Source organism: Methylobacterium sp. WCS2018Hpa-22 (genome assembly GCF_031843785.1).
In the GTDB taxonomy this organism is placed as follows: domain Bacteria; phylum Pseudomonadota; class Alphaproteobacteria; order Rhizobiales; family Beijerinckiaceae; genus Methylobacterium.
Genome location: NZ_JAVTJA010000015.1, coordinates 89461 through 106147 on the forward strand (window position 1 = coordinate 89461; position 16687 = coordinate 106147).

General features: G+C 64.3%; 18 protein-coding genes. 9 read left to right on the plus strand and 9 right to left on the minus strand.

The window, feature by feature from the left end:
• Window positions 1-26: 26 nt before the first annotated feature.
• Window positions 27-1016: a hypothetical protein gene (locus RQI43_RS19480; protein ID WP_311276279.1), complete on the minus strand. Its 990-nt coding sequence runs from the start codon at window positions 1014-1016 to the stop codon at window positions 27-29.
• Window positions 1017-1188: 172 nt separating this feature from the next.
• The gene (gene ruvA / locus RQI43_RS19485) at window positions 1189-1806 is read right to left on the minus strand and encodes a Holliday junction branch migration protein RuvA (protein ID WP_311276280.1); all 618 of its coding nucleotides are present in this window, start codon (window positions 1804-1806) and stop codon (window positions 1189-1191) included.
• Window positions 1807-1884: 78 nt separating this feature from the next.
• On the opposite strand from ruvA, the gene RQI43_RS19490 reads away from it, so the two are divergent.
• A complete protein-coding gene (locus tag RQI43_RS19490) occupies window positions 1885-2502 on the plus strand; it encodes a YceI family protein (protein ID WP_056434460.1) in 618 nt (205 codons plus the stop codon).
• A 57-nt stretch (window positions 2503-2559) separates the two neighbouring features.
• On the opposite strand, the gene ruvC is transcribed toward RQI43_RS19490, so the two are convergent.
• From ruvC to RQI43_RS19520, 6 genes are all read right to left on the minus strand, one after another.
• On the minus strand, window positions 2560-3126 hold the full coding sequence (ruvC, locus tag RQI43_RS19495) for a crossover junction endodeoxyribonuclease RuvC (RefSeq protein WP_056434462.1): 567 nt from the start codon (window positions 3124-3126) through the stop codon (window positions 2560-2562).
• Between the two features lie 670 nt (window positions 3127-3796).
• Complete coding sequence (locus tag RQI43_RS19500; RefSeq protein WP_207412230.1) at window positions 3797-4543, minus strand: YebC/PmpR family DNA-binding transcriptional regulator; 747 nt, start codon at window positions 4541-4543, stop codon at window positions 3797-3799.
• 279 nt (window positions 4544-4822) lie between these two features.
• Window positions 4823-5572, minus strand: a complete 750-nt coding sequence (locus RQI43_RS19505; RefSeq protein ID WP_311276281.1) for an HAD-IA family hydrolase — start codon at window positions 5570-5572, stop codon at window positions 4823-4825.
• Complete coding sequence (rpe, locus tag RQI43_RS19510) at window positions 5566-6252, minus strand: ribulose-phosphate 3-epimerase (protein WP_056434468.1); 687 nt, start codon at window positions 6250-6252, stop codon at window positions 5566-5568. Before rpe ends, RQI43_RS19505 begins: the two co-directional genes overlap by 7 nt.
• A gap of 61 nt (window positions 6253-6313) precedes the next feature.
• Window positions 6314-7174 carry a phosphoribulokinase gene (locus RQI43_RS19515; protein ID WP_056434471.1) on the minus strand — a complete coding sequence of 287 codons (861 nt, stop codon included), beginning with the start codon at window positions 7172-7174 and terminating at the stop codon, window positions 6314-6316.
• Window positions 7175-7208: 34 nt separating this feature from the next.
• Window positions 7209-8270 (minus strand): class 1 fructose-bisphosphatase, encoded by a 1062-nt coding sequence (locus tag RQI43_RS19520; RefSeq protein ID WP_207412228.1) that lies wholly within the window; start codon window positions 8268-8270, stop codon window positions 7209-7211.
• Between the two features lie 198 nt (window positions 8271-8468).
• Here RQI43_RS19520 and RQI43_RS19525 point away from each other — a divergent pair, with 198 nt between their 5' ends.
• Complete coding sequence (locus RQI43_RS19525) at window positions 8469-9425, plus strand: LysR substrate-binding domain-containing protein (RefSeq protein ID WP_311276282.1); 957 nt, start codon at window positions 8469-8471, stop codon at window positions 9423-9425.
• Window positions 9422-10657 (plus strand): FAD-dependent oxidoreductase, encoded by a 1236-nt coding sequence (locus RQI43_RS19530; RefSeq protein ID WP_311276283.1) that lies wholly within the window; start codon window positions 9422-9424, stop codon window positions 10655-10657. Before RQI43_RS19525 ends, RQI43_RS19530 begins: the two co-directional genes overlap by 4 nt.
• Window positions 10658-10709: 52 nt before the next feature.
• Here the strand turns inward: RQI43_RS19530 and RQI43_RS19535 are convergent, their stop codons facing one another.
• Window positions 10710-11030: an XRE family transcriptional regulator gene (locus RQI43_RS19535; protein ID WP_244478154.1), complete on the minus strand. Its 321-nt coding sequence runs from the start codon at window positions 11028-11030 to the stop codon at window positions 10710-10712.
• Window positions 11031-11351: 321 nt separating this feature from the next.
• Between RQI43_RS19535 and RQI43_RS19540 the strand changes: the two genes are divergently transcribed.
• The 6 genes from RQI43_RS19540 to RQI43_RS19565 all read left to right on the plus strand — a co-directional run bounded on the left by RQI43_RS19540 (window position 11352) and on the right by RQI43_RS19565 (window position 16552).
• Entirely contained in the window at window positions 11352-11846 is a 495-nt protein-coding gene (locus RQI43_RS19540; RefSeq protein WP_056434721.1) for an META domain-containing protein, read from the plus strand.
• Window positions 11847-12842: 996 nt separating this feature from the next.
• Window positions 12843-13817 carry a cysteine synthase A gene (cysK, locus tag RQI43_RS19545; RefSeq protein WP_056434478.1) on the plus strand — a complete coding sequence of 325 codons (975 nt, stop codon included), beginning with the start codon at window positions 12843-12845 and terminating at the stop codon, window positions 13815-13817.
• Between the two features lie 148 nt (window positions 13818-13965).
• The gene (locus tag RQI43_RS19550; protein ID WP_056434480.1) at window positions 13966-14295 is read left to right on the plus strand and encodes a hypothetical protein; all 330 of its coding nucleotides are present in this window, start codon (window positions 13966-13968) and stop codon (window positions 14293-14295) included.
• Window positions 14292-14543, plus strand: a complete 252-nt coding sequence (locus tag RQI43_RS19555; RefSeq protein WP_311276284.1) for a hypothetical protein — start codon at window positions 14292-14294, stop codon at window positions 14541-14543. The genes RQI43_RS19550 and RQI43_RS19555 overlap by 4 nt, the downstream gene beginning before the upstream one ends.
• A 25-nt stretch (window positions 14544-14568) precedes the next feature.
• Window positions 14569-14748 carry a hypothetical protein gene (locus RQI43_RS19560; RefSeq protein WP_056434484.1) on the plus strand — a complete coding sequence of 60 codons (180 nt, stop codon included), beginning with the start codon at window positions 14569-14571 and terminating at the stop codon, window positions 14746-14748.
• A gap of 151 nt (window positions 14749-14899) precedes the next feature.
• The gene (locus RQI43_RS19565) at window positions 14900-16552 is read left to right on the plus strand and encodes an acyl-CoA synthetase (RefSeq protein ID WP_311276285.1); all 1653 of its coding nucleotides are present in this window, start codon (window positions 14900-14902) and stop codon (window positions 16550-16552) included.
• The last annotated feature ends 135 nt before the right edge of the window (window positions 16553-16687 follow it).

The following is a 16687-nucleotide window of genomic DNA, read 5'->3' on the forward strand; positions in this document are numbered from 1 at the left end:
CGATATCCTGGCGGGGACGAACCCGCTCAGAAGACGTGGAACGCGACGCCAGCGAGGAAGCTCTTCTCTTCCGTACCCTTCAGGGTCGCCGTTTCGAGATTGCCGAACTTGTTCAGCCAGTACTGGAAGCCGATGAACACATCGACGCGGTTGGGCTGGTCGTAGACGAGCTTGCCGAGGTCGAGCACCAGATTGGTGCGGGAGACGAATTCGAGCCCCGTCTCTCGATTGAAGGCGAAGATCGCTGGATTACGGACACCGCGCCCCTTGGGCAGGACAATGTTGTTGATGCCGGTGACGCTGAGCGGCAGGCCGGTGAAGGCCAGCGGGAAGCTATAGGCGATCTCGATCTCGGGGACGGTGTCGTAGCTGATGTCCCGGTTCGGATAGGGATTGAAGCCGTTGCGGTTCCACTCCTTGTAGGCATGGACCGAGGCGTTGAGAAAACCGGCCGGCACGTCGAAGGAAAGGTTAAGACCGCCGACGACGTTGCGCTTGCGGGGGCCGAAGGCAGTATCCTTCGTATTGGCGTCGAACCCGTAGGACAGGGAGATGTCCTTGACGAGGCCGGGCACCACGAACGCCTTGGTCCCGGTGAGCGCGTTGAGGCTGAGTGTGCCGCGGTAGAGGCCGTAGACTTCCGTCGCACCCTCATCGCGAAGCAGGAACCCGCCAGGCGCGTTGGTGGTACCGGCTCGCTCCTGCGCTCCGGATTTCAGGATGTCGAGCGAGAACAGATTGGTGCCGTAGGCCCAGGCATTGGCATGCGCGACATTGAAGATCTGTTTGGGGATACCGCGCGAGCGGAACGACCCGTCGGCGTCCCGCACCCGTATACCCGGCTCGGCGGCGGGGAACTGGTAGTGGTAGCTCACCTGGGTATCGGTAAAGAGAAAGAACGGCGAAGGCGCATCCGGAACGGGTGGCTGCGCGCCGGCCGGATCGGCGGCCAGCGCCGGTGCCACTGCCGCGCAGGAGACCAGCGCGGTCGCCAGGAATGTCCAGAAGCCCGTCATATTCAATCCCGGAGCGCGGTCCGCCCAGTCGGGGCTCCGGTCGATAGCGGATTAGACAGTTTACCGGAAGGACGAAAGCTGGTTCTCCCGTGGGACGATGGGCAACTATGTAGCATAAACCGTTAAAACAGGCGTCGGGCCGGACGCGGATTTGCGCCTTGGACCATCCGATTCACCGGGCGAGTTCGCGCAGGCCAAGGCGGATAAGGGTCTTGGCTTCGGCGCCCTCACCGGCTCCCTTCATCGCGGCGGCGATGGCGGCGGAGGCCTGGACCGGGGCGTAACCGAGATTGACCAGGGCCGAGATGGCATCGGCGGCGGGCTGAGGCGCGGTTCGATCCTCCACCGCTCCGGAGAGGGCCAGGACGGCGGGGTCGATCGGCGCGAAGGCGGGGGCCTTGTCCTTCAATTCGGCGGTGAGCCGGGCGGCGAGGCGTGGCCCGACCCCGGGCGCGCGGGCGATGGCGGTCTTGTCGCCCATGGAGATGGCGGTAGCGAGGGCCTCCGGCTCCAGCACGGAGAGCAGGCCGAGGGCCACCTTGGAGCCGACCCCCTGAACGGTCTGAAGCAGGCGAAACCATTCGCGCTCGGCATCGGAGCGGAAACCATAGAGCCGGATCATGTCCTCGCGGACATGGGTCTCGATGGCGAGGGAAGCGGCCTCGCCCGCGCCCGGCATCCGCTGCAAGGTCCGGGCGGAACAATGCACCACGTAGCCGACCCCCTGCACGTCGAGGATCACGAAATCCTCTCCGTAGGAATCCACCACACCCTTCAGCTTGCCGATCATGCATCATCTCGTCATCAGAGACAGGGTCTTATCAGGGACCGGCCCTCCTGTCCGACCAGCCATAGAGAAAGTGACCGCATGATGCGCACGCGCCTCCTCGCCCTCCTGCTTCTGGCCTCGCCCTGCGCCTACGCGCAGGAGACGCCACCCGAAGCCGGTCCGTCGCGCGACCCGACCCAGGTCAAGCCCGGCACCTACGTGCTCGATCCGGCACACGGCAAGATCACCTGGTCGGTGATCCATCTCGGCTACTCGACCTATTATGGGCAGATCACCGATGTGGCGGCCAAGGCGGTTCTGGATCCGAAGGAGCCGGCAAAGAGCCAGCTCAGCGTCACCATCGGCATGGCCAGCATCAACGGCCTCAACGATGCCTTGAACAAGCATCTCCAGGCCCCCGAGTTCTTCGACACGGCCAAGTTCCCCACCGCCACCTACACGGCGACCCTGGTGGAGCCCACCAGCCCGACCACGGCGCGGATCACCGGCACCCTCACCCTGAAGGGTGTGACGAAGCCCGTCTCCTTCGACGCCACGTTCAACCAAGCCGGCACCAACCCCGTCGACAAGCGCTACACCGTGGGCTTCGATGGCTGGGCCGTGATCAAGCGTTCGGATTTCGGTGTCTCGGCCTTCGTGCCGGCAGTGAGCGACGAAGTGAGCCTGCGCCTGGAGGGCGAGTTCAAGGCCCAGTAAACCCGCCCAGGACGTAAAGCCCCCTCTCCCCGCGCCCAGCGCCGGGAGAGGACATGCTCACCTCTTCGCCAGAGCCGCCGCGATCCGTGCGGCGGCAAGCCCGCTCACCCCGGCGACGGGAGCGTGGAGCTTCTTCAGCGCATGCGCACCGCGATGATTGGCATGGGTGACGGCGATGGCGAGGGCATCGGCGGCATCTGCTGTCTTGAACTCGGCCTTGGGCATCAGAAACTTCACCATCGCCTGGATCTGCACCTTCTCGGCATGGCCCGAGCCGCAGACGGTCTTCTTCACCAGGTTGGCGGCGTATTCGGAGACCGGCAGACCCGCCAGAGCCGGCACCAGCAGGGCGATAGCGCGGGCATGGCCGAGCTTCAGCGTCGCCTGCGCGTCCTTGTTGACGAAGGTCTCCTCCACGGCGACCTCGTCGGGCGAGAAACCCGACACGACGCGGGTGATGCCCTCGTGCAATTCCCGCAGGCGCAGGGCGAGAGGCAGGTCCCCATCCGACGTCACCACGCCGCAATCGACATAGGTCAGCTTCGTCCCGACGACGGAGATGAGACCCCAGCCGGTCCGGCGCAGGCCGGGATCGATGCCGAGGATGCGGACGGAGCCGGTCATGCGCTCAAAACCAGAGGTGACAAAATCATGGGTTGGACAGGTCCGGGCGCGAGCGCCGCGCCGATCTGAGCGTTAAGGACATATCGTGAACGAAGTCTTGTGCCAAGGCATGGGCGATGGCATGGGCAAGACATTGCCGCCCTCGTCGCCTGAGCTGGCGGGAAACGATCCTATCCATGGGGGGACGGACCCACAGCGTCGTGGTCACCGCCGTCCCACCGGATCTCGTCGCCCGTCTCTACGTCTCCAGCGCATAGCTCGTCGCGGATACCGGCGACGCGCACGTAAGCTCCGGTGCCACGAGTCCGGCGTATCCGAAAGATCAGAATTCCGATGGCGGATATCGAGACTTGCCGGCGGAGCTCCGACTGATTCCTGAGCATCTGCCTCTGGCTAATACTGCCGATCGCCGGGCCCGGAGCTCAGTTCAGCGGGAACGTTCCGACAGGGCCGATCCTGGCGGCAACCGTTCTGGCGGGGCTCGGAACGCTGACGCGCCGGCGTTGGTCAACCGCTTCCTCGACACCGTAAAAGCAGCCTGATCCTGGCTCCGCTCGAACGAAGCGGATGCCGGATCAGCCGAGCACGCGCGGCACCAGAGTGAATCCCGGATCCGCCATCATGAAGGGGACTATCGGATCTGGAATGATCGCTTGTGGCTCCGGGCCGCTCACCCTTCGAGCTTGGCGACCAGAGCGTCGGAGAGAGCGAAATTGACGTAGACGTTCTGGACGTCGTCCTGGTCTTCGATGACTTCGACGAGGCGGATCAGCTTCTCGCCGGTCTCGTCGTCGACCTCGATGGTGTTCTGGGCCTTCCAGATCAGGGCCGTGCGGCGCGGCTCGCCGAAGCGGGCCTCCAGTGCCTTGGAGACCTCGCCGTAGGAATCCTGGGCGCAGGTGATCTCGTGGCCGTCCTCGGAGGAGCGCACGTCGTCGGCGCCTGCCTCGATGGCAGCCTCGAGCATCGTGTCGGCATCCGCCACCTTGGCATCGAACTCCACCACGCCGACATGGTCGAACATGAAGGAGACGGCGCCGGTCTCGGCCAAGCTGCCGCCGGACTTTGTGAAGGCCGAGCGCACGTCGGAGGCGGTACGGTTGCGGTTGTCGGTCTGCGCCTCGACGATGAGGGCAGCGCCCCCCGGGCCGTAGCCCTCGTAGCGGATCTCGTCGTAGCTTTCGGCGTCGGCGCCCGAGGCCTTCTTGATGGCGCGCTCGATATTGTCCTTGGGCACGTTCTCGGCCCGTGCCGCGATGATGGCGGCGCGCAGGCGCGCATTCATCGCCGGGTCGGGCATGCCGAGCTTGGCCGCAACCGTGATCTCGCGGGCGAGCTTGCCGAAGATCTTGGAACGGACCGCATCGACGCGGCCCTTGCGGTGCATGATGTTCTTGAACTGGGAATGGCCGGCCATAGCGTGACCTTGGGTCGTGTCGGAGGTGGAGCGGAAGTGCGCGCGCGCGTCACCGCAACGGGGTTGAGCCGGGTTATAGGCCGGGTCCGCTCATCGAGGCAACGCGGTGAGGCCCCCGGCGTTGATGCGGCAGGGGAGTTTCTCTCCCCGCAACGGGGACAGAAGCGATGGCAGACGAAGGAAACGGCGGCGCGGTGCGGCCCTGGTGGCGCCTTGCCTTTACCGCCTGCCTCGGCATCGTTGCGGGCTCGACTTTGTTTCCGCGGCCCGCGAAAGGGGTCACCCCGCGTGCCGGGCGTGCCAGTCCTTCAACGCCGCGAGAGTGATGACGTCGCCGGGCCATGCCGATCCGGCGAGATGGCTATGCGGCGCCTCCCTCTCGCCGAGATCGGAAACGGCCGAGAACGCGCCCTCCAGGCTGTGACCACCGGTATAGAGGCTGCGCGTGGCGATGACCGGCAGGCCGGCATCCAGGGCGGAGCGAATGCCGGGGGCGGAATCCTCGAAGGCGATGGCCTCGCCCGGTTCGACCCCGAGGCGCTTCAGGGCGAGCACGAACACGTCTGGATGGGGTTTCTTGCGCTCGGCCTCGTCGCCGCAGGCGATGGCATCGAACGGATTGCCCTCGGGGAAATTCACGGCGATCAAGGTATCGATATTGGGCCTGCTCGTGGTGCTGGCCACCGCGAGACGTAGGCCCGCGCGTTTCGCCTCCTCGACCAGGCGCGCAATGCCAGGGCGCAGGGCGAGCGCCCCCTGCGTGACGAGATCGCCATAGATCCTGGTCTTGCGGTCGTGGATCTCGCTCATCTGGACGCGACGCTGCGCATCCGGCTCGCCATGCTCGGTCCGCACGTAATGCGCGAGCCTCTCCTTCCCGCCCATGACGGTGAGAAGGTCGGCATAGGCCTCCGGCGACCAGTTCCAGTCGAGCCCCAGTTCGGCGAAGGCCCGGTTGAATGCCTGTCGGTGCAGGTCCTCGGTCTCGGCGAGTGTCCCATCGACGTCGAAGATCAGCGCCTTCAGCATGCGACGGTGCCGCTGGCGCCCGCCCGGATGGCGGCGATGCGCCCGGCATAGCCGGCGGGCCCGCCCTTGAATACGGCGCTTCCGGCCACGAACGCGTTGGCTCCGGCGGCAGCGGCGAGGCCCACATTCTCGGGCGTGATGCCGCCATCCACCTCGATATCGATGTCGCGTCCGGCGCTCATCGCCTTGATCCGGGCGATGGTCTCGAGCGTCGAAGGGATGAAACTCTGCCCTCCGAACCCTGGATTCACCGTCATCACCAGGACGAGGTCGACCATGTCGATCAAGGGTTCGATGGCGCTCGCAGGGGTGCCCGGATTCAGCGCGATTCCGGCGCGCTTTCCGAGGTTCAGAATAGTCTGGAGCGAGCGGTGAATGTGCGGACCGGCCTCCACATGGACCGAAATCGCATCCGCTCCCGCCTCGGCGAACGCCGCGAGATACGGGTCGGCCGGCGCGATCATCAGATGAACGTCGAACACCTTGTCGCTGTGGGGTCGGAGCGCTTTCACCACATCGGGCCCGAAGGTGATGTTGGGCACGAAATGCCCGTCCATCACGTCGAGATGAATCCAGTCCGCCCCCGCCTCGGACACCGCGCGAACCTCCTTGCCAAGGGCGGCGAAGTCAGCCGAGAGGATCGACGGGGAGATGATGGGGCCGGTCGTGCGGGTCGTCATTCGGACTATCTCGTTCACTCTGTCGGTCCGGCAAGAGCATGAGCCCGGACGTTCGGCGGTCTCAGGCAAGCCGGCGCTTGCGCTCCACCAATTGCATGATGATCGGCGTGAGGATGAGCTGCATGGCGATATCGAGCTTGCCGCCCGGGATCACAATGGAATTGGCGCGGCTCATGAAGGAGCCCTGGATCATCGAGATCAGGTAGGAAAAATCGATGCCCTTCGGGTCCTTGAAGCGGATGACCACCATCGATTCGTCGGCGGTGGGAATCCAGCGGGCGATGAACGGGTTCGACGTGTCGACCGTGGGCACGCGCTGGAAGTTGATGTCCGTCCAGGTGAATTGCGGGCAGATCGTCTGCACGTAATCGGGCATGCGCCGCAGGATGACGTCGGTGACCGCCTCGGTGGAATAACCGCGGAACGAGCGGTCCCGGTGCAGCTTCTGAATCCATTCGAGGTTGATCACCGGTACTACGCCGATCTTGAGATCGGCGTAGCGGGCCATGTCGACATTGTCGTCGACCACGCAACCGTGGAGTCCCTCGTAGAACAGCAGATCCGAACCAGGCTGAAAATCCTCCCAGGGGGTGAACGTGCCGGGCTCTGCCCCATACGCCTGAGCGTCGGCGGCGTCGTGGACGTAATGACGCGTCCGCCCGATGCCTGATTCGCCATAGGTGCGGAACACCTCCTCCAGCTCGGGGAGAAGATTGGCGCGTGGCGCGAAATGGCTGAGCGTCGGCTCCTCCGCCATCGCCTTGCGCATGGCATTGCGATCGAGGGCGTGGAAAGCGTCGCCCTCGATATAGACGGCACTGACATCCTCGCGGCGGAAGATCTGCTCGAACGTGTTGCGTACGGACGTCGTGCCGGCCCCGGACGAGCCGGTCACCGAGATGATGGGGTGACGCGCCGACATGAACGATGCCCGACCGGTTCCAGTCTCTGCCCTGTCAGCCGCGCATCAGGCCGCGCTGGCCGAACAGGGGTGAACGGCCGGCAGCGGGATTGCGGCCGCCGTAGTACTTCGCGACGCAGGCGACTTCCTCGGTCGATCCAAAGACCAAGGGCACGCGCTCGTGAATGCCGGTGGCGCTGATGTCGAGGATGCGGTTGGCACCGTCCGTTGCAGCGGCTCCGGCCTGCTCCATCAGCATCGCGATGGGAGCTGCCTCATAGAGGAGGCGCAGACGACCCTGGGCATAGCCCTTCCGGTTGTCGCCTGGATACAGGAACACTCCGCCGCGGATGAGAACCCTCTGGGCGTCCGCCACCAGCGAGCCGAGCCAGCGCATGTTGAAGTTCTTGTCGAGGGGGCCGTCAGCGCCGGCCAGACAATCCTCGATATACGCCTTGACCGGCGTGTCCCAATGACGGGCATTCGAGGCGTTGATTGCGTATTCCTTGGCTGTCGCCACGACTTCGATCCGCGGGCTGGTAAGGCGGAATACGCGCTCGGCCCGATCGAGGGTGTAGATTTGTGTGCCGAAGCCCAGGGTAACGACAAGGGACGTCGCCGGGCCGTAGGTGACGAAGCCGGCGGCGAGTTGTGCCGTACCAGGTGTCGTGAAGGAACCGGCCGGATTGTCCGGGGTGGCGGCGACCGGACGGATGCCGAAGATCGACCCCACCGCCATGTTGACGCCGATGTTGGAAGAGCCGTCCAGGGGATCGATCGCGACGGCAAGGGGGGCGCCCGCGTTCAGGAGCATGATCCCCTCCGCCTCCTCCGAGGCAACCTCCGCCACAGGCGCACCGCGCAGAGCCTCGGTGAAACGCTCGTGGGCGAGGACGTCGAGGGCCTTCTGAACGTCGCCGTCGCTATTCTGCTCGCCTTGCGCAGCGAGATCGCCACCGCCCAGGGCGCCGCGACCGATGACCTCGCTCACATCCACGGCCGCTTCGGCGCAGGCCGCGATCACGGCCGCCACATCGGTCAAGGCCGGATTGGCCGCAACGGCCTGAGCGAGGCATGCATCGAGACGAGACCCGATCTCCAGAGACCCCAACGACATCGGCTCACGTCCTCTTCATCGACCTGCCGGGAGAACCCGGCCATTCAGCGCCCAACCCGGCATCAAGCTTCCACGGCCTGATAGCGCCCTTTGCACGATAGCGCTGCCATCAACCAGAGCGCCAGACGGGCAATCCCCGTGCAAAGAAGGAATTATGAAAAAACTTGCGGGCAGTTCCAAAAAAACTAAAAACGGCGAATGCGCAACCTCTCGCTCAAGCAACTCCAGGCCGTCGCAGCGGTCGCCCGCCTCGGAACGATGACCCGCGCGGCCCAGGAACTCAACGTCACCTCGGCGGCGCTTTACGCGCGCATCCGCCAGCTCGAGGAGGAGGCGGGGCTGCTCCTGTTCGACCGTACGCCGACGGGCCTGAAACCCACCGATGCCGGGCGCGAAATGCTCTGGGCAATCGACAGCATCAACACCGTGCTCGAGACCTGTGCCGACAAGCTCCAGACCCTCAAGGGCGGGAGCGGCGGCCGGGTCGCCATGGGGGTGGTCTCGACGGCCAAGTACTTTACGCCTCAGATCATCGCCGGCTTCGTCGCGCGCTTTCCAGCGGTGGAGATCAACCTCGTTGTCGGCAATCGCGGCGCCATGGTCGAGGCCCTGCGCAACTACGAGATCGACTTCGCGATCATGGGCCGGCCGCCCCGCGATTTCGCGATCGAGGCCGAGACGTTCGGCGCGCATCCGCTCGTCATCATCGCCGCGCCAAACCATCGCTTCAGCACGCGCACCAATCTTACGCGGGCGGATCTGGCCGAGGAATCCTTCCTGGTTCGCGAGGAAGGGTCCGGCACCCGCACGGTGTTCGAGGAGTTCATGTCGGGCATCATGATTCAGCGCGCGAAGCTCGGAATCGATTCGGGATCGAACGAGACGATCAAGCAGGCGGTGATGGCCGGACTCGGTATCGCACTCATCTCCGCCCACACGGTAGCGGCCGAGGTTGAAAGCGGTCGCATGATCCTGCTCGACGTGCAGGGATTGCCGATCCGTCGCGACTGGTACGTGGTCCGCCGCGCCGACAAGGTGCTGGGTCCGGCGGCGGCGGCATTCTGGGATTTCACGGTGAAGGAAGGCGGACGGAAACTGCCGCGTCTGGCGCTGTCGCCAGCCGTCAGCCCGGTCACCGCGGAGTTCGAGGCGTGAACGAGGGCGGGATCGTCATCATCGGTGCCGGTCAGGCCGGCTTGCAGGCGGCAGCCTCCCTTCGGGAGTCGGGCTTCGACGGACCGGTGACGATGATCGGCGACGAGCCGATCCTTCCCTATCAGCGACCGCCGCTCTCGAAAGCCTATCTCGCTGGCAAGGTGGACGCCGCCGGCCTATTCCTGCGTGCACGCGAGTTCTATGTGGAGCACCGCATCGGCTGCGAAACCTCGTCCATGGCCGTCTCGATCGACCGTGGCGGGCGCCGAATCCGCCTCGGCGACGGACGCGAGATTGCCTACGATCATCTCGTCCTCGCCACAGGTTCGCGGAACCGGCCTCTTCCCGTATCGGGAGCCGAACTTACGGGCGTCTACCAGTTGCGCTCGATCACGGATGCAGATCGAATCCAGGAGGCCATCGGCGAGGCGCGCAACATTGCCATCGTCGGTGCGGGGTTCATCGGGCTCGAATTCGCCAGTATCTGCGCCGCGCGTGGTCTTTGTGTCACCGTCATCGAAGCCGCCGACCGACCCATGGCGCGGGCCGTGTCCGAACCCGTCGCCGCTTTCTTCCGAGAGACTCACGAGAAAGCCGGTATCCGCTTCTTGTTTGGCAGCGGCGTCCAGGCCATCGAGGGCCGCACCGGTCGGGTCGAGGCCCTCCGCCTGTCCGACGGCACCGCGTGCCCGGCGGATCTGGTCCTGATCGGCATCGGTGTGCTTCCGAACCAGGAGCTCGCAGCCGAGGCGGGGCTCCGTGTAGAAGACGGCATCGTCGTCGATCCTGTCCTCGTCACCGACGATCCGTCGATCTCGGCTATCGGCGATTGCGCCAGGTTTCCAACACGTTTCGCCGCGCATGGCGTAGCGCGCGTAGAATCCGTCCAAAACGCGATCGACCAGGCACGTTGTGTCGCCGCCCGCATCGCTGGACGCCCGGCGCCCTACGATGCCGTCCCGTGGTTCTGGAGCGATCAGGGCGGACACAAACTGCAAATGGTTGGGTTGCCATTGCCAGGCGATGTTTCGGTACGGCGCCCGACCGCCGGAGGCTTCGCGGTGTTCCGCTATCGCGATGCATACCTGACAGGAATCGAGACGGTGGATTCGGCGACCGAGCACATGGCCGCCCGCCGGATCATCGCGCGCGGCCTTTCACCAACGCCAGATGAGGCCGCCGATCCCACGTTCGATTTGAAGGCTCTCGCCATGGGACGAGGCGGCGCGTAACGCATTCGCTCAGTGCCGATTCCCGGAGCCCCAAAGGTTTCCTTTGCGGACTTCAGTGATCGTTTTCGGTGGTCAGCGAGGAGAGCCGCGTACCTTCGTCTCCGCCCTTAGCGCGTAGGCTGACGCCGTTCTCGCGCCCCTCGTGAAAGACGATGCCGGCGCTCATCAGAGCACTTCTCAGCGCCTCGATCTGCCCCGAGGCAGGATCGTTGGCTCCGCTCTCGAAATCCTTCACATCCTGCTCTGCGAGTCCGACCCTGCCAGCAAGATCCGCTTCCGACCAGCCCAGCATCCCGCGGGCGGCCCGCGATTGCGCAGGGCTCATCGTATTCAGCCCTGATCCACCACGCCCGCTCTCGTCCAGTCCCGACACGGAAACTCTCCCCTTCCTCGGCGGCGCTCCACCTGCCGCAGCCTCTAAGCTGGCTTAACGAGACTGGCATCGGGATAGTTCACGTACAGCAAGCATGGAACGTCGTTTAGGAGGGGATGATCATGAAATCTCGCCGCCCGCAGTCTTGACCATATTTGTGCTGGAATCTTATCCGATGGGCGGTTGCACCCTGTCCACGCGACGCATCGGCCGACGCCGACCCTGGTGTGTGGCGCACGGTCCAAATGATCACGCCTCGAAACCGGGGTGAGGCGCGCGACGACGCGAGTTCGATTGATGATGACGAAGGAGGGCCTGACGATGAGAGCGATGCTGTTCGCCGTGATGGCTTTTGCCGCGACGGCAGGGATGCCGATGACGGAGGCAATGGCGCAGGGATCCAACGTCACGGGTTTCGGCAAGGACAATCGCGAGAAGCCAGAGAAGAAACAGTATGTTCCGGCCGCCAAGGCTCAGGAAAAGATGTTTCCCCTCGACGCGACTTGGACTGCCGTGAGCCTGAACGGCAAGCCGTTCAACGGCACCGACCGGCCGAGCTTCATCATCGACAAGCAGTATCGCGCACGCGGCTACGGCGGGTGCAACACCTTCGCCGCCACGGCCTTCCCCCTGCGCGAGCAGCATCTTGCGGTCGGCCCCCTCGCCTTGACGAAGAAGCCTTGCGACAAGGGTACCGGAGCGAGCGAGCAGGATTTCTTCATCGCCCTGCGAACCGCTGCCCAATGGGACCTCGTAGGCTCGCAGCTGGTGATCAAGAGCCAGAAGGGCGAACTGAAGTTCGACCGCGCGCTCTAAATCTCTGCGCTTGACCGGCAATTGCCGACCATACCGTCCCTCGTGAAAACGCGGGGCGGCAAGACACCCACTTTTTACGGCTCGTCTAACGGGCCGTAGAGCGGGCCATGAGAGATTTCCCCGGGGCTGGCAGTGTCGTGACAGTCTGCGACCTACTTCAGCGACTACTGCTGATGCCGGCTGCCTCGCACAGCCGAGCCATGAGCCCTGCGACCACCGGCGGTGCAACTGGATCGCCCGGACGAAGCGCCTCCCATGCTCTCGGGAATCGGCATGCAGACAGGCACGGGCCCGGGCGCGCGGGTCGTTTGGCATCTCGGCTAAACCTCCGAAGTCTTCGGGTCTGGAAGAGCCGTCGCAGAGAATGAGACCGGGCCGGGCCGGGCCGGGCCGGGCCGGGCCGGGGCCAGTACCGACTCCGTCGCAATCGTCAGCCTCTCTTTAAGATCGCATTGACGACGATCCAAGGTCGCGGCTTCAGCTTTACCCCTCGTTGAATGACCCTGTCGCTTTCTGCCCATCACGGCTGAGCGCAGGGGACGCGAAATGGTGAAGCGGCTTGAATGGGCGACCGGCAGTATCGTCCGGCATGGCGTCTCCGAAGAGATGATCTACACTTGCTCGCCGAGCCTGCATCCGGCCGCATTCCGGATCGCATTGTCGGCACCGCTTTGTGCGACTTTTCTCGTGCTCTCCGCGATGATCCTGTTTTCGTAGGCGCCGCCTCTTCGCCGCCTTGGCTGGGGCGCGACCGAGCAGATACTTCACGGGACGGGATAGAAGGCGGCGCCGGAGAACAATGTCCCACAGACAACGCATCAAGCAAATGAAAATGTCTACTGGCAACACTCGCACTTGACGACAGAGAAGATTTGTCTTTGCGTTAAGTCTATGAGCGATTGCTTCGCCTAGGACGACGCGATATCCCGGCGCGCACCGTGTGCAAGGTCGATCGATGCCTGCACAACGCATAAACGCCGCTCAGGAGATTTCGTCATGGCCGACACTAGCCCCTCGCAGTCCCGCAAACCCGGCCACGGCCATATCTACGGCTCGATCACGGAGACGATCGGCAACACGCCCCTCGTCCGGCTCAACCGAATCACCAAGGAGCGCGGCGTCGATGCCGAAATCCTGCTGAAGCTCGAGTTCTTTAACCCGATCGCGAGCGTTAAGGATCGTATCGGCGTCAACATGATCGACGCCCTCGAAGCCTCCGGCCAGCTGAAGCCCGGCGGCACGCTGGTGGAGCCTACCTCTGGAAATACCGGAATCGCCCTGGCCTTCGTGGCGGCGGCGCGCGGCTACCGCCTGATTCTCGTCATGCCCGAGACCATGTCCCTGGAGCGCCGCAAGATGCTGGCCTTCCTCGGCGCGGAACTGGCCCTCACGCCCGGTCCGCAGGGCATGAAGGGAGCGATTAGCAAGGCCGAGGAGCTTCTCAACGAGATCCCCGGCGCGATCATGCCGCAGCAATTCTCGAACCCGGCGAATCCCGAGATCCATCGCAAGACGACAGCCGAGGAGATCTGGAACGATACGCAGGGCCAACTCGACGCCTTCGTCGCCGGTGTCGGCACGGGCGGAACGATCACGGGCGTCGGCTCCGTGCTGAAGCCTCGCCTGCCGAACCTCAAGGTCATCGCCGTCGAGCCGACGGATTCCCCGGTGATTTCAGGCGGTCAGCCTGGCCCGCACAAGATCCAGGGAATCGGCGCCGGCTTCATCCCGGGCAATCTCGACCGTGAGGTCATCGATGAGGTCATCACCGTATCGAACCAGGAAGCTTTCGACACGGCGCGGCTCCTCGCCAAGCTGGAAGGTATTCCCGGCGGCATCTCCACAGGCGGCAACGTCGCTGCAGCGCTGAAGCTGGCGGCACGTCCGGAATTCCAGGGCAAGCGCATTGTTACCGTCGCGTGCTCCTTCGCTGAACGTTACATCTCGTCCGCGCTCTTCGAAGGGATCTGACCTCTTCTTGGACCCATCCCGATCATCGGCGCTCCCTCACGGGAGCGCCTTTTTTCTGCGCGTCGTCCCCCGAAGGGAGTGAGCTCTCCAAGCGTCAGGCAACCTCACGAGCGTTCGACAGGTTGAACCTTCAACATTGGAGGAAACCATGAGCAACGAGCAACGCGAGCGCCCCTCGCTGAAGGATTTCGACGCTTACAGCGATCGCAATGGACAGGGTCTCGGCCAGGACGATGCCCGCGACATCGGTACTCCCGCCCGGACCCAGCACGACCTGAAGAGCGATCCGTCAGGCCAAGCCGAAGCTGCGCGCATCGCTTCCGGCACACCGCGCCAGGACGCCACCGAGGCCACCGAGGCCGAGACGCCACCAGAGAACCTGCGCCATATTGGCGATGCTTCCCAGACGAGCACCGTGTCGGAGGCTCTCGACCGCGCGACCGCACCGGTCGGCAAAGATTCGGAGGACGGCGCGTGAGCGAGAAGGATAATCCCACCGATGCAGCGACGCGCAAGCCCGACGACGATGTCGGCTCGCAGGGTGCACCCGCCGTCGGGGGCGGCCGACAAACGCCCGAACAGGAGGCAGCGCGCGATCAGGGGGCCGGTGGCGTCACAGATGCCGAGCGTAATCAGAACTGGAACGAGGCCGGCGGTCAGAAGGGTCGAAACCCGGCGCCGGTAGGCGGCTCGTCTAACGGGCAATCCGATCGCCGGCAGGATTGAAAATCACTCGAGAAGGTGGGCAGCCATGAGCGAGACCGAGAGTAACACCGCAAAGAATACGGGTAAGCCAGCCAATTCGGCCCCCGACGCCGTCATGGATCCCAATGAAAAGACCGACGGCAAGCCGGGTGAAGGGCCCACGCCCGGCAAAGGTTCAAAGGGCGGCACGACACCCGACGACGAGACTGATCCGGGCGGGGGTTGAGAGTTGGTGTCTTCTTTCCGCTTCTTGCAGCATAACACGAGCGAACTATAGATTTCGTTAGGTGTGACGATCCAAGTCAGCCCGTCGTATCGAAGGGTCGATTGTCGGATGTAGATCTCCTGAGTACGATGCTTGCCAGGGAGATACATCCATGGCGACCACTACAGCCTCACAGGTTGAGCTTTCGATCTATGATCGGGACCTCGACCGGAATCCGGCGAACTATCAGCCGCTGACGCCGCTGAACTACCTGGACCGTTCGGCGCGTGTCTTTCCCGAACATATCGCCGTCATTCATGGCCCTCTGCGCCGAACCTATGCCGAATTGTATGCACGGAGCAGACGACTTGCTGCTGCACTGACGGCGCACGGTATCGGACGCGGGGACACGGTCGCTGTGATGCTCGCCAACACGCCCGAAATGATCGAGTGTCATTACGGGATACCGATGACTGGCGCCGTGCTCAACACCTTGAACACCCGCCTCGATCCTGCAGGTCTCGCCTTCTGTCTCGACCACGGCGAAGCCAAGGTATTGATTGCGGATCGTGAGTTCAGTCGCGTCGTTAGTGCCGCCCTGGAACGGGCGGGAGTGAGCCCACTGGTCATCGATGTCGACGATCCGGTCTATACCGGGGACGGCACGATCCTCGGACAGATTGGCTACGAGGCGTTTCTTGAAAAAGGGGATCCGGCACAGGACTGGGCCATGCCGGCGGACGAGTGGGATGCGATCTCGCTGAACTACACCTCCGGCACGACGGGCGACCCTAAAGGCGTGGTCTATCACCACCGCGGTGCGGCCCTTCTCTCGCTCGGCAACGTCATAACCGGTCAGCTTGGGCAGCACCCTGTCTATCTCTGGACGCTGCCCATGTTCCACTGCAATGGCTGGTGCTTCCCGTGGACGTTGTCCGTCGTCGCTGGCACCCATGTCTGCCTCCGGCAGGTCAGGGCGGGCGCACTCTACGCGGCACTGGCGGAGCACGGTGTCACCCATCTGTGCGGGGCGCCGATCGTGATGCAGCTTCTTCTGAATGCGTCCGAGGACGAGCGTCGCCCCCTCCCCCGCCGGGTCGCCTTCCTCACGGCGGCTGCGCCCCCGCCACAGGCGGTGCTCGCTGCCATGGGCAAGGCTGGCTTCGACGTCACGCACCTCTATGGCCTTACCGAGACGTACGGCCCCGCAGTCGTGAATGCTTGGCATCGCGACTGGGACGCTCTTGAGGACGAGGCGAAAGCGGCCAGGATGGCGCGACAAGGCGTGCGGTACCCTGTGCTCGAAGGCTTCGACATCCGAGACCCGGAGACCTGCGAATCCGTACCCTCCGATGGTGAAACCATGGGCGAGGCGATGTTTCGCGGCAATGTGGTGATGCGTGGCTACCTCAAGAACCCCTCCGCCACTCAGGCTGCCTTCGCCGGTGGCTGGTTCCGCTCTGGCGACCTCGGAGTGAAGCATCCTGACGGCTACATCCAGCTCAAGGACCGATCGAAGGACATCATCATCTCAGGCGGCGAGAACATTTCCTCCATTGAGGTCGAGGATGCTCTGTTCCGCCACCCCGCCGTCTCGGCCGCCGCTGTAGTGGCGCGACCCGACGAAAAATGGGGCGAGACCCCCATGGCCTTCGTCGAGCTCAAAGCCGGCGCGACCGTGGAAGCCGATGCGCTGATTGCTTGGTGTCGCGAACGTCTCGCTGGCTACAAGCTGCCCCGCAAGATCGTTTTTGGCGAGCTCCCCAAGACCTCGACCGGCAAGGTGCAAAAGTACCTCTTGCGAGAGCGGGCGAAGGAAGAGTGAGGCCTCTATCCACTCCAGCCTCTCATGTTGAAGCCCACGTCCGATCCCACCTCACGATCGGGGAAGGCGAAACGGCATCGAGGCGAGCCTTGTTGGCAGTATGAACGGAAAAGGCCGGGCGATGCCCGGCCTTTT

What these genes read in the sequence shown, in the direction of transcription:
- RQI43_RS19565 (WP_311276285.1), top strand. Translation starts at nt 14,900, where the DNA reads ATGGCGACCACTACAGCCTCACAGGTTGAGCTTTCGATCTATGATCGG.
- RQI43_RS19520 (WP_207412228.1), bottom strand. Translation starts at nt 8,270, where the DNA reads ATGTCGTTGGGGTCTCTGGAGATCGGGTCTCGTCTCGATGCATGCCTC.
- RQI43_RS19515 (WP_056434471.1), bottom strand. Translation starts at nt 7,174, where the DNA reads ATGTCGGCGCGTCACCCCATCATCTCGGTGACCGGCTCGTCCGGGGCC.
- cysK (WP_056434478.1), top strand. Translation starts at nt 12,843, where the DNA reads ATGGCCGACACTAGCCCCTCGCAGTCCCGCAAACCCGGCCACGGCCAT.
- RQI43_RS19525 (WP_311276282.1), top strand. Translation starts at nt 8,469, where the DNA reads ATGCGCAACCTCTCGCTCAAGCAACTCCAGGCCGTCGCAGCGGTCGCC.
- RQI43_RS19480 (WP_311276279.1), bottom strand. Translation starts at nt 1,016, where the DNA reads ATGACGGGCTTCTGGACATTCCTGGCGACCGCGCTGGTCTCCTGCGCG.
- rpe (WP_056434468.1), bottom strand. Translation starts at nt 6,252, where the DNA reads ATGACGACCCGCACGACCGGCCCCATCATCTCCCCGTCGATCCTCTCG.
- RQI43_RS19490 (WP_056434460.1), top strand. Translation starts at nt 1,885, where the DNA reads ATGATGCGCACGCGCCTCCTCGCCCTCCTGCTTCTGGCCTCGCCCTGC.
- RQI43_RS19500 (WP_207412230.1), bottom strand. Translation starts at nt 4,543, where the DNA reads ATGGCCGGCCATTCCCAGTTCAAGAACATCATGCACCGCAAGGGCCGC.
- RQI43_RS19560 (WP_056434484.1), top strand. Translation starts at nt 14,569, where the DNA reads ATGAGCGAGACCGAGAGTAACACCGCAAAGAATACGGGTAAGCCAGCC.
- RQI43_RS19550 (WP_056434480.1), top strand. Translation starts at nt 13,966, where the DNA reads ATGAGCAACGAGCAACGCGAGCGCCCCTCGCTGAAGGATTTCGACGCT.
- ruvA (WP_311276280.1), bottom strand. Translation starts at nt 1,806, where the DNA reads ATGATCGGCAAGCTGAAGGGTGTGGTGGATTCCTACGGAGAGGATTTC.
- ruvC (WP_056434462.1), bottom strand. Translation starts at nt 3,126, where the DNA reads ATGACCGGCTCCGTCCGCATCCTCGGCATCGATCCCGGCCTGCGCCGG.
- RQI43_RS19540 (WP_056434721.1), top strand. Translation starts at nt 11,352, where the DNA reads ATGAGAGCGATGCTGTTCGCCGTGATGGCTTTTGCCGCGACGGCAGGG.
- RQI43_RS19505 (WP_311276281.1), bottom strand. Translation starts at nt 5,572, where the DNA reads ATGCTGAAGGCGCTGATCTTCGACGTCGATGGGACACTCGCCGAGACC.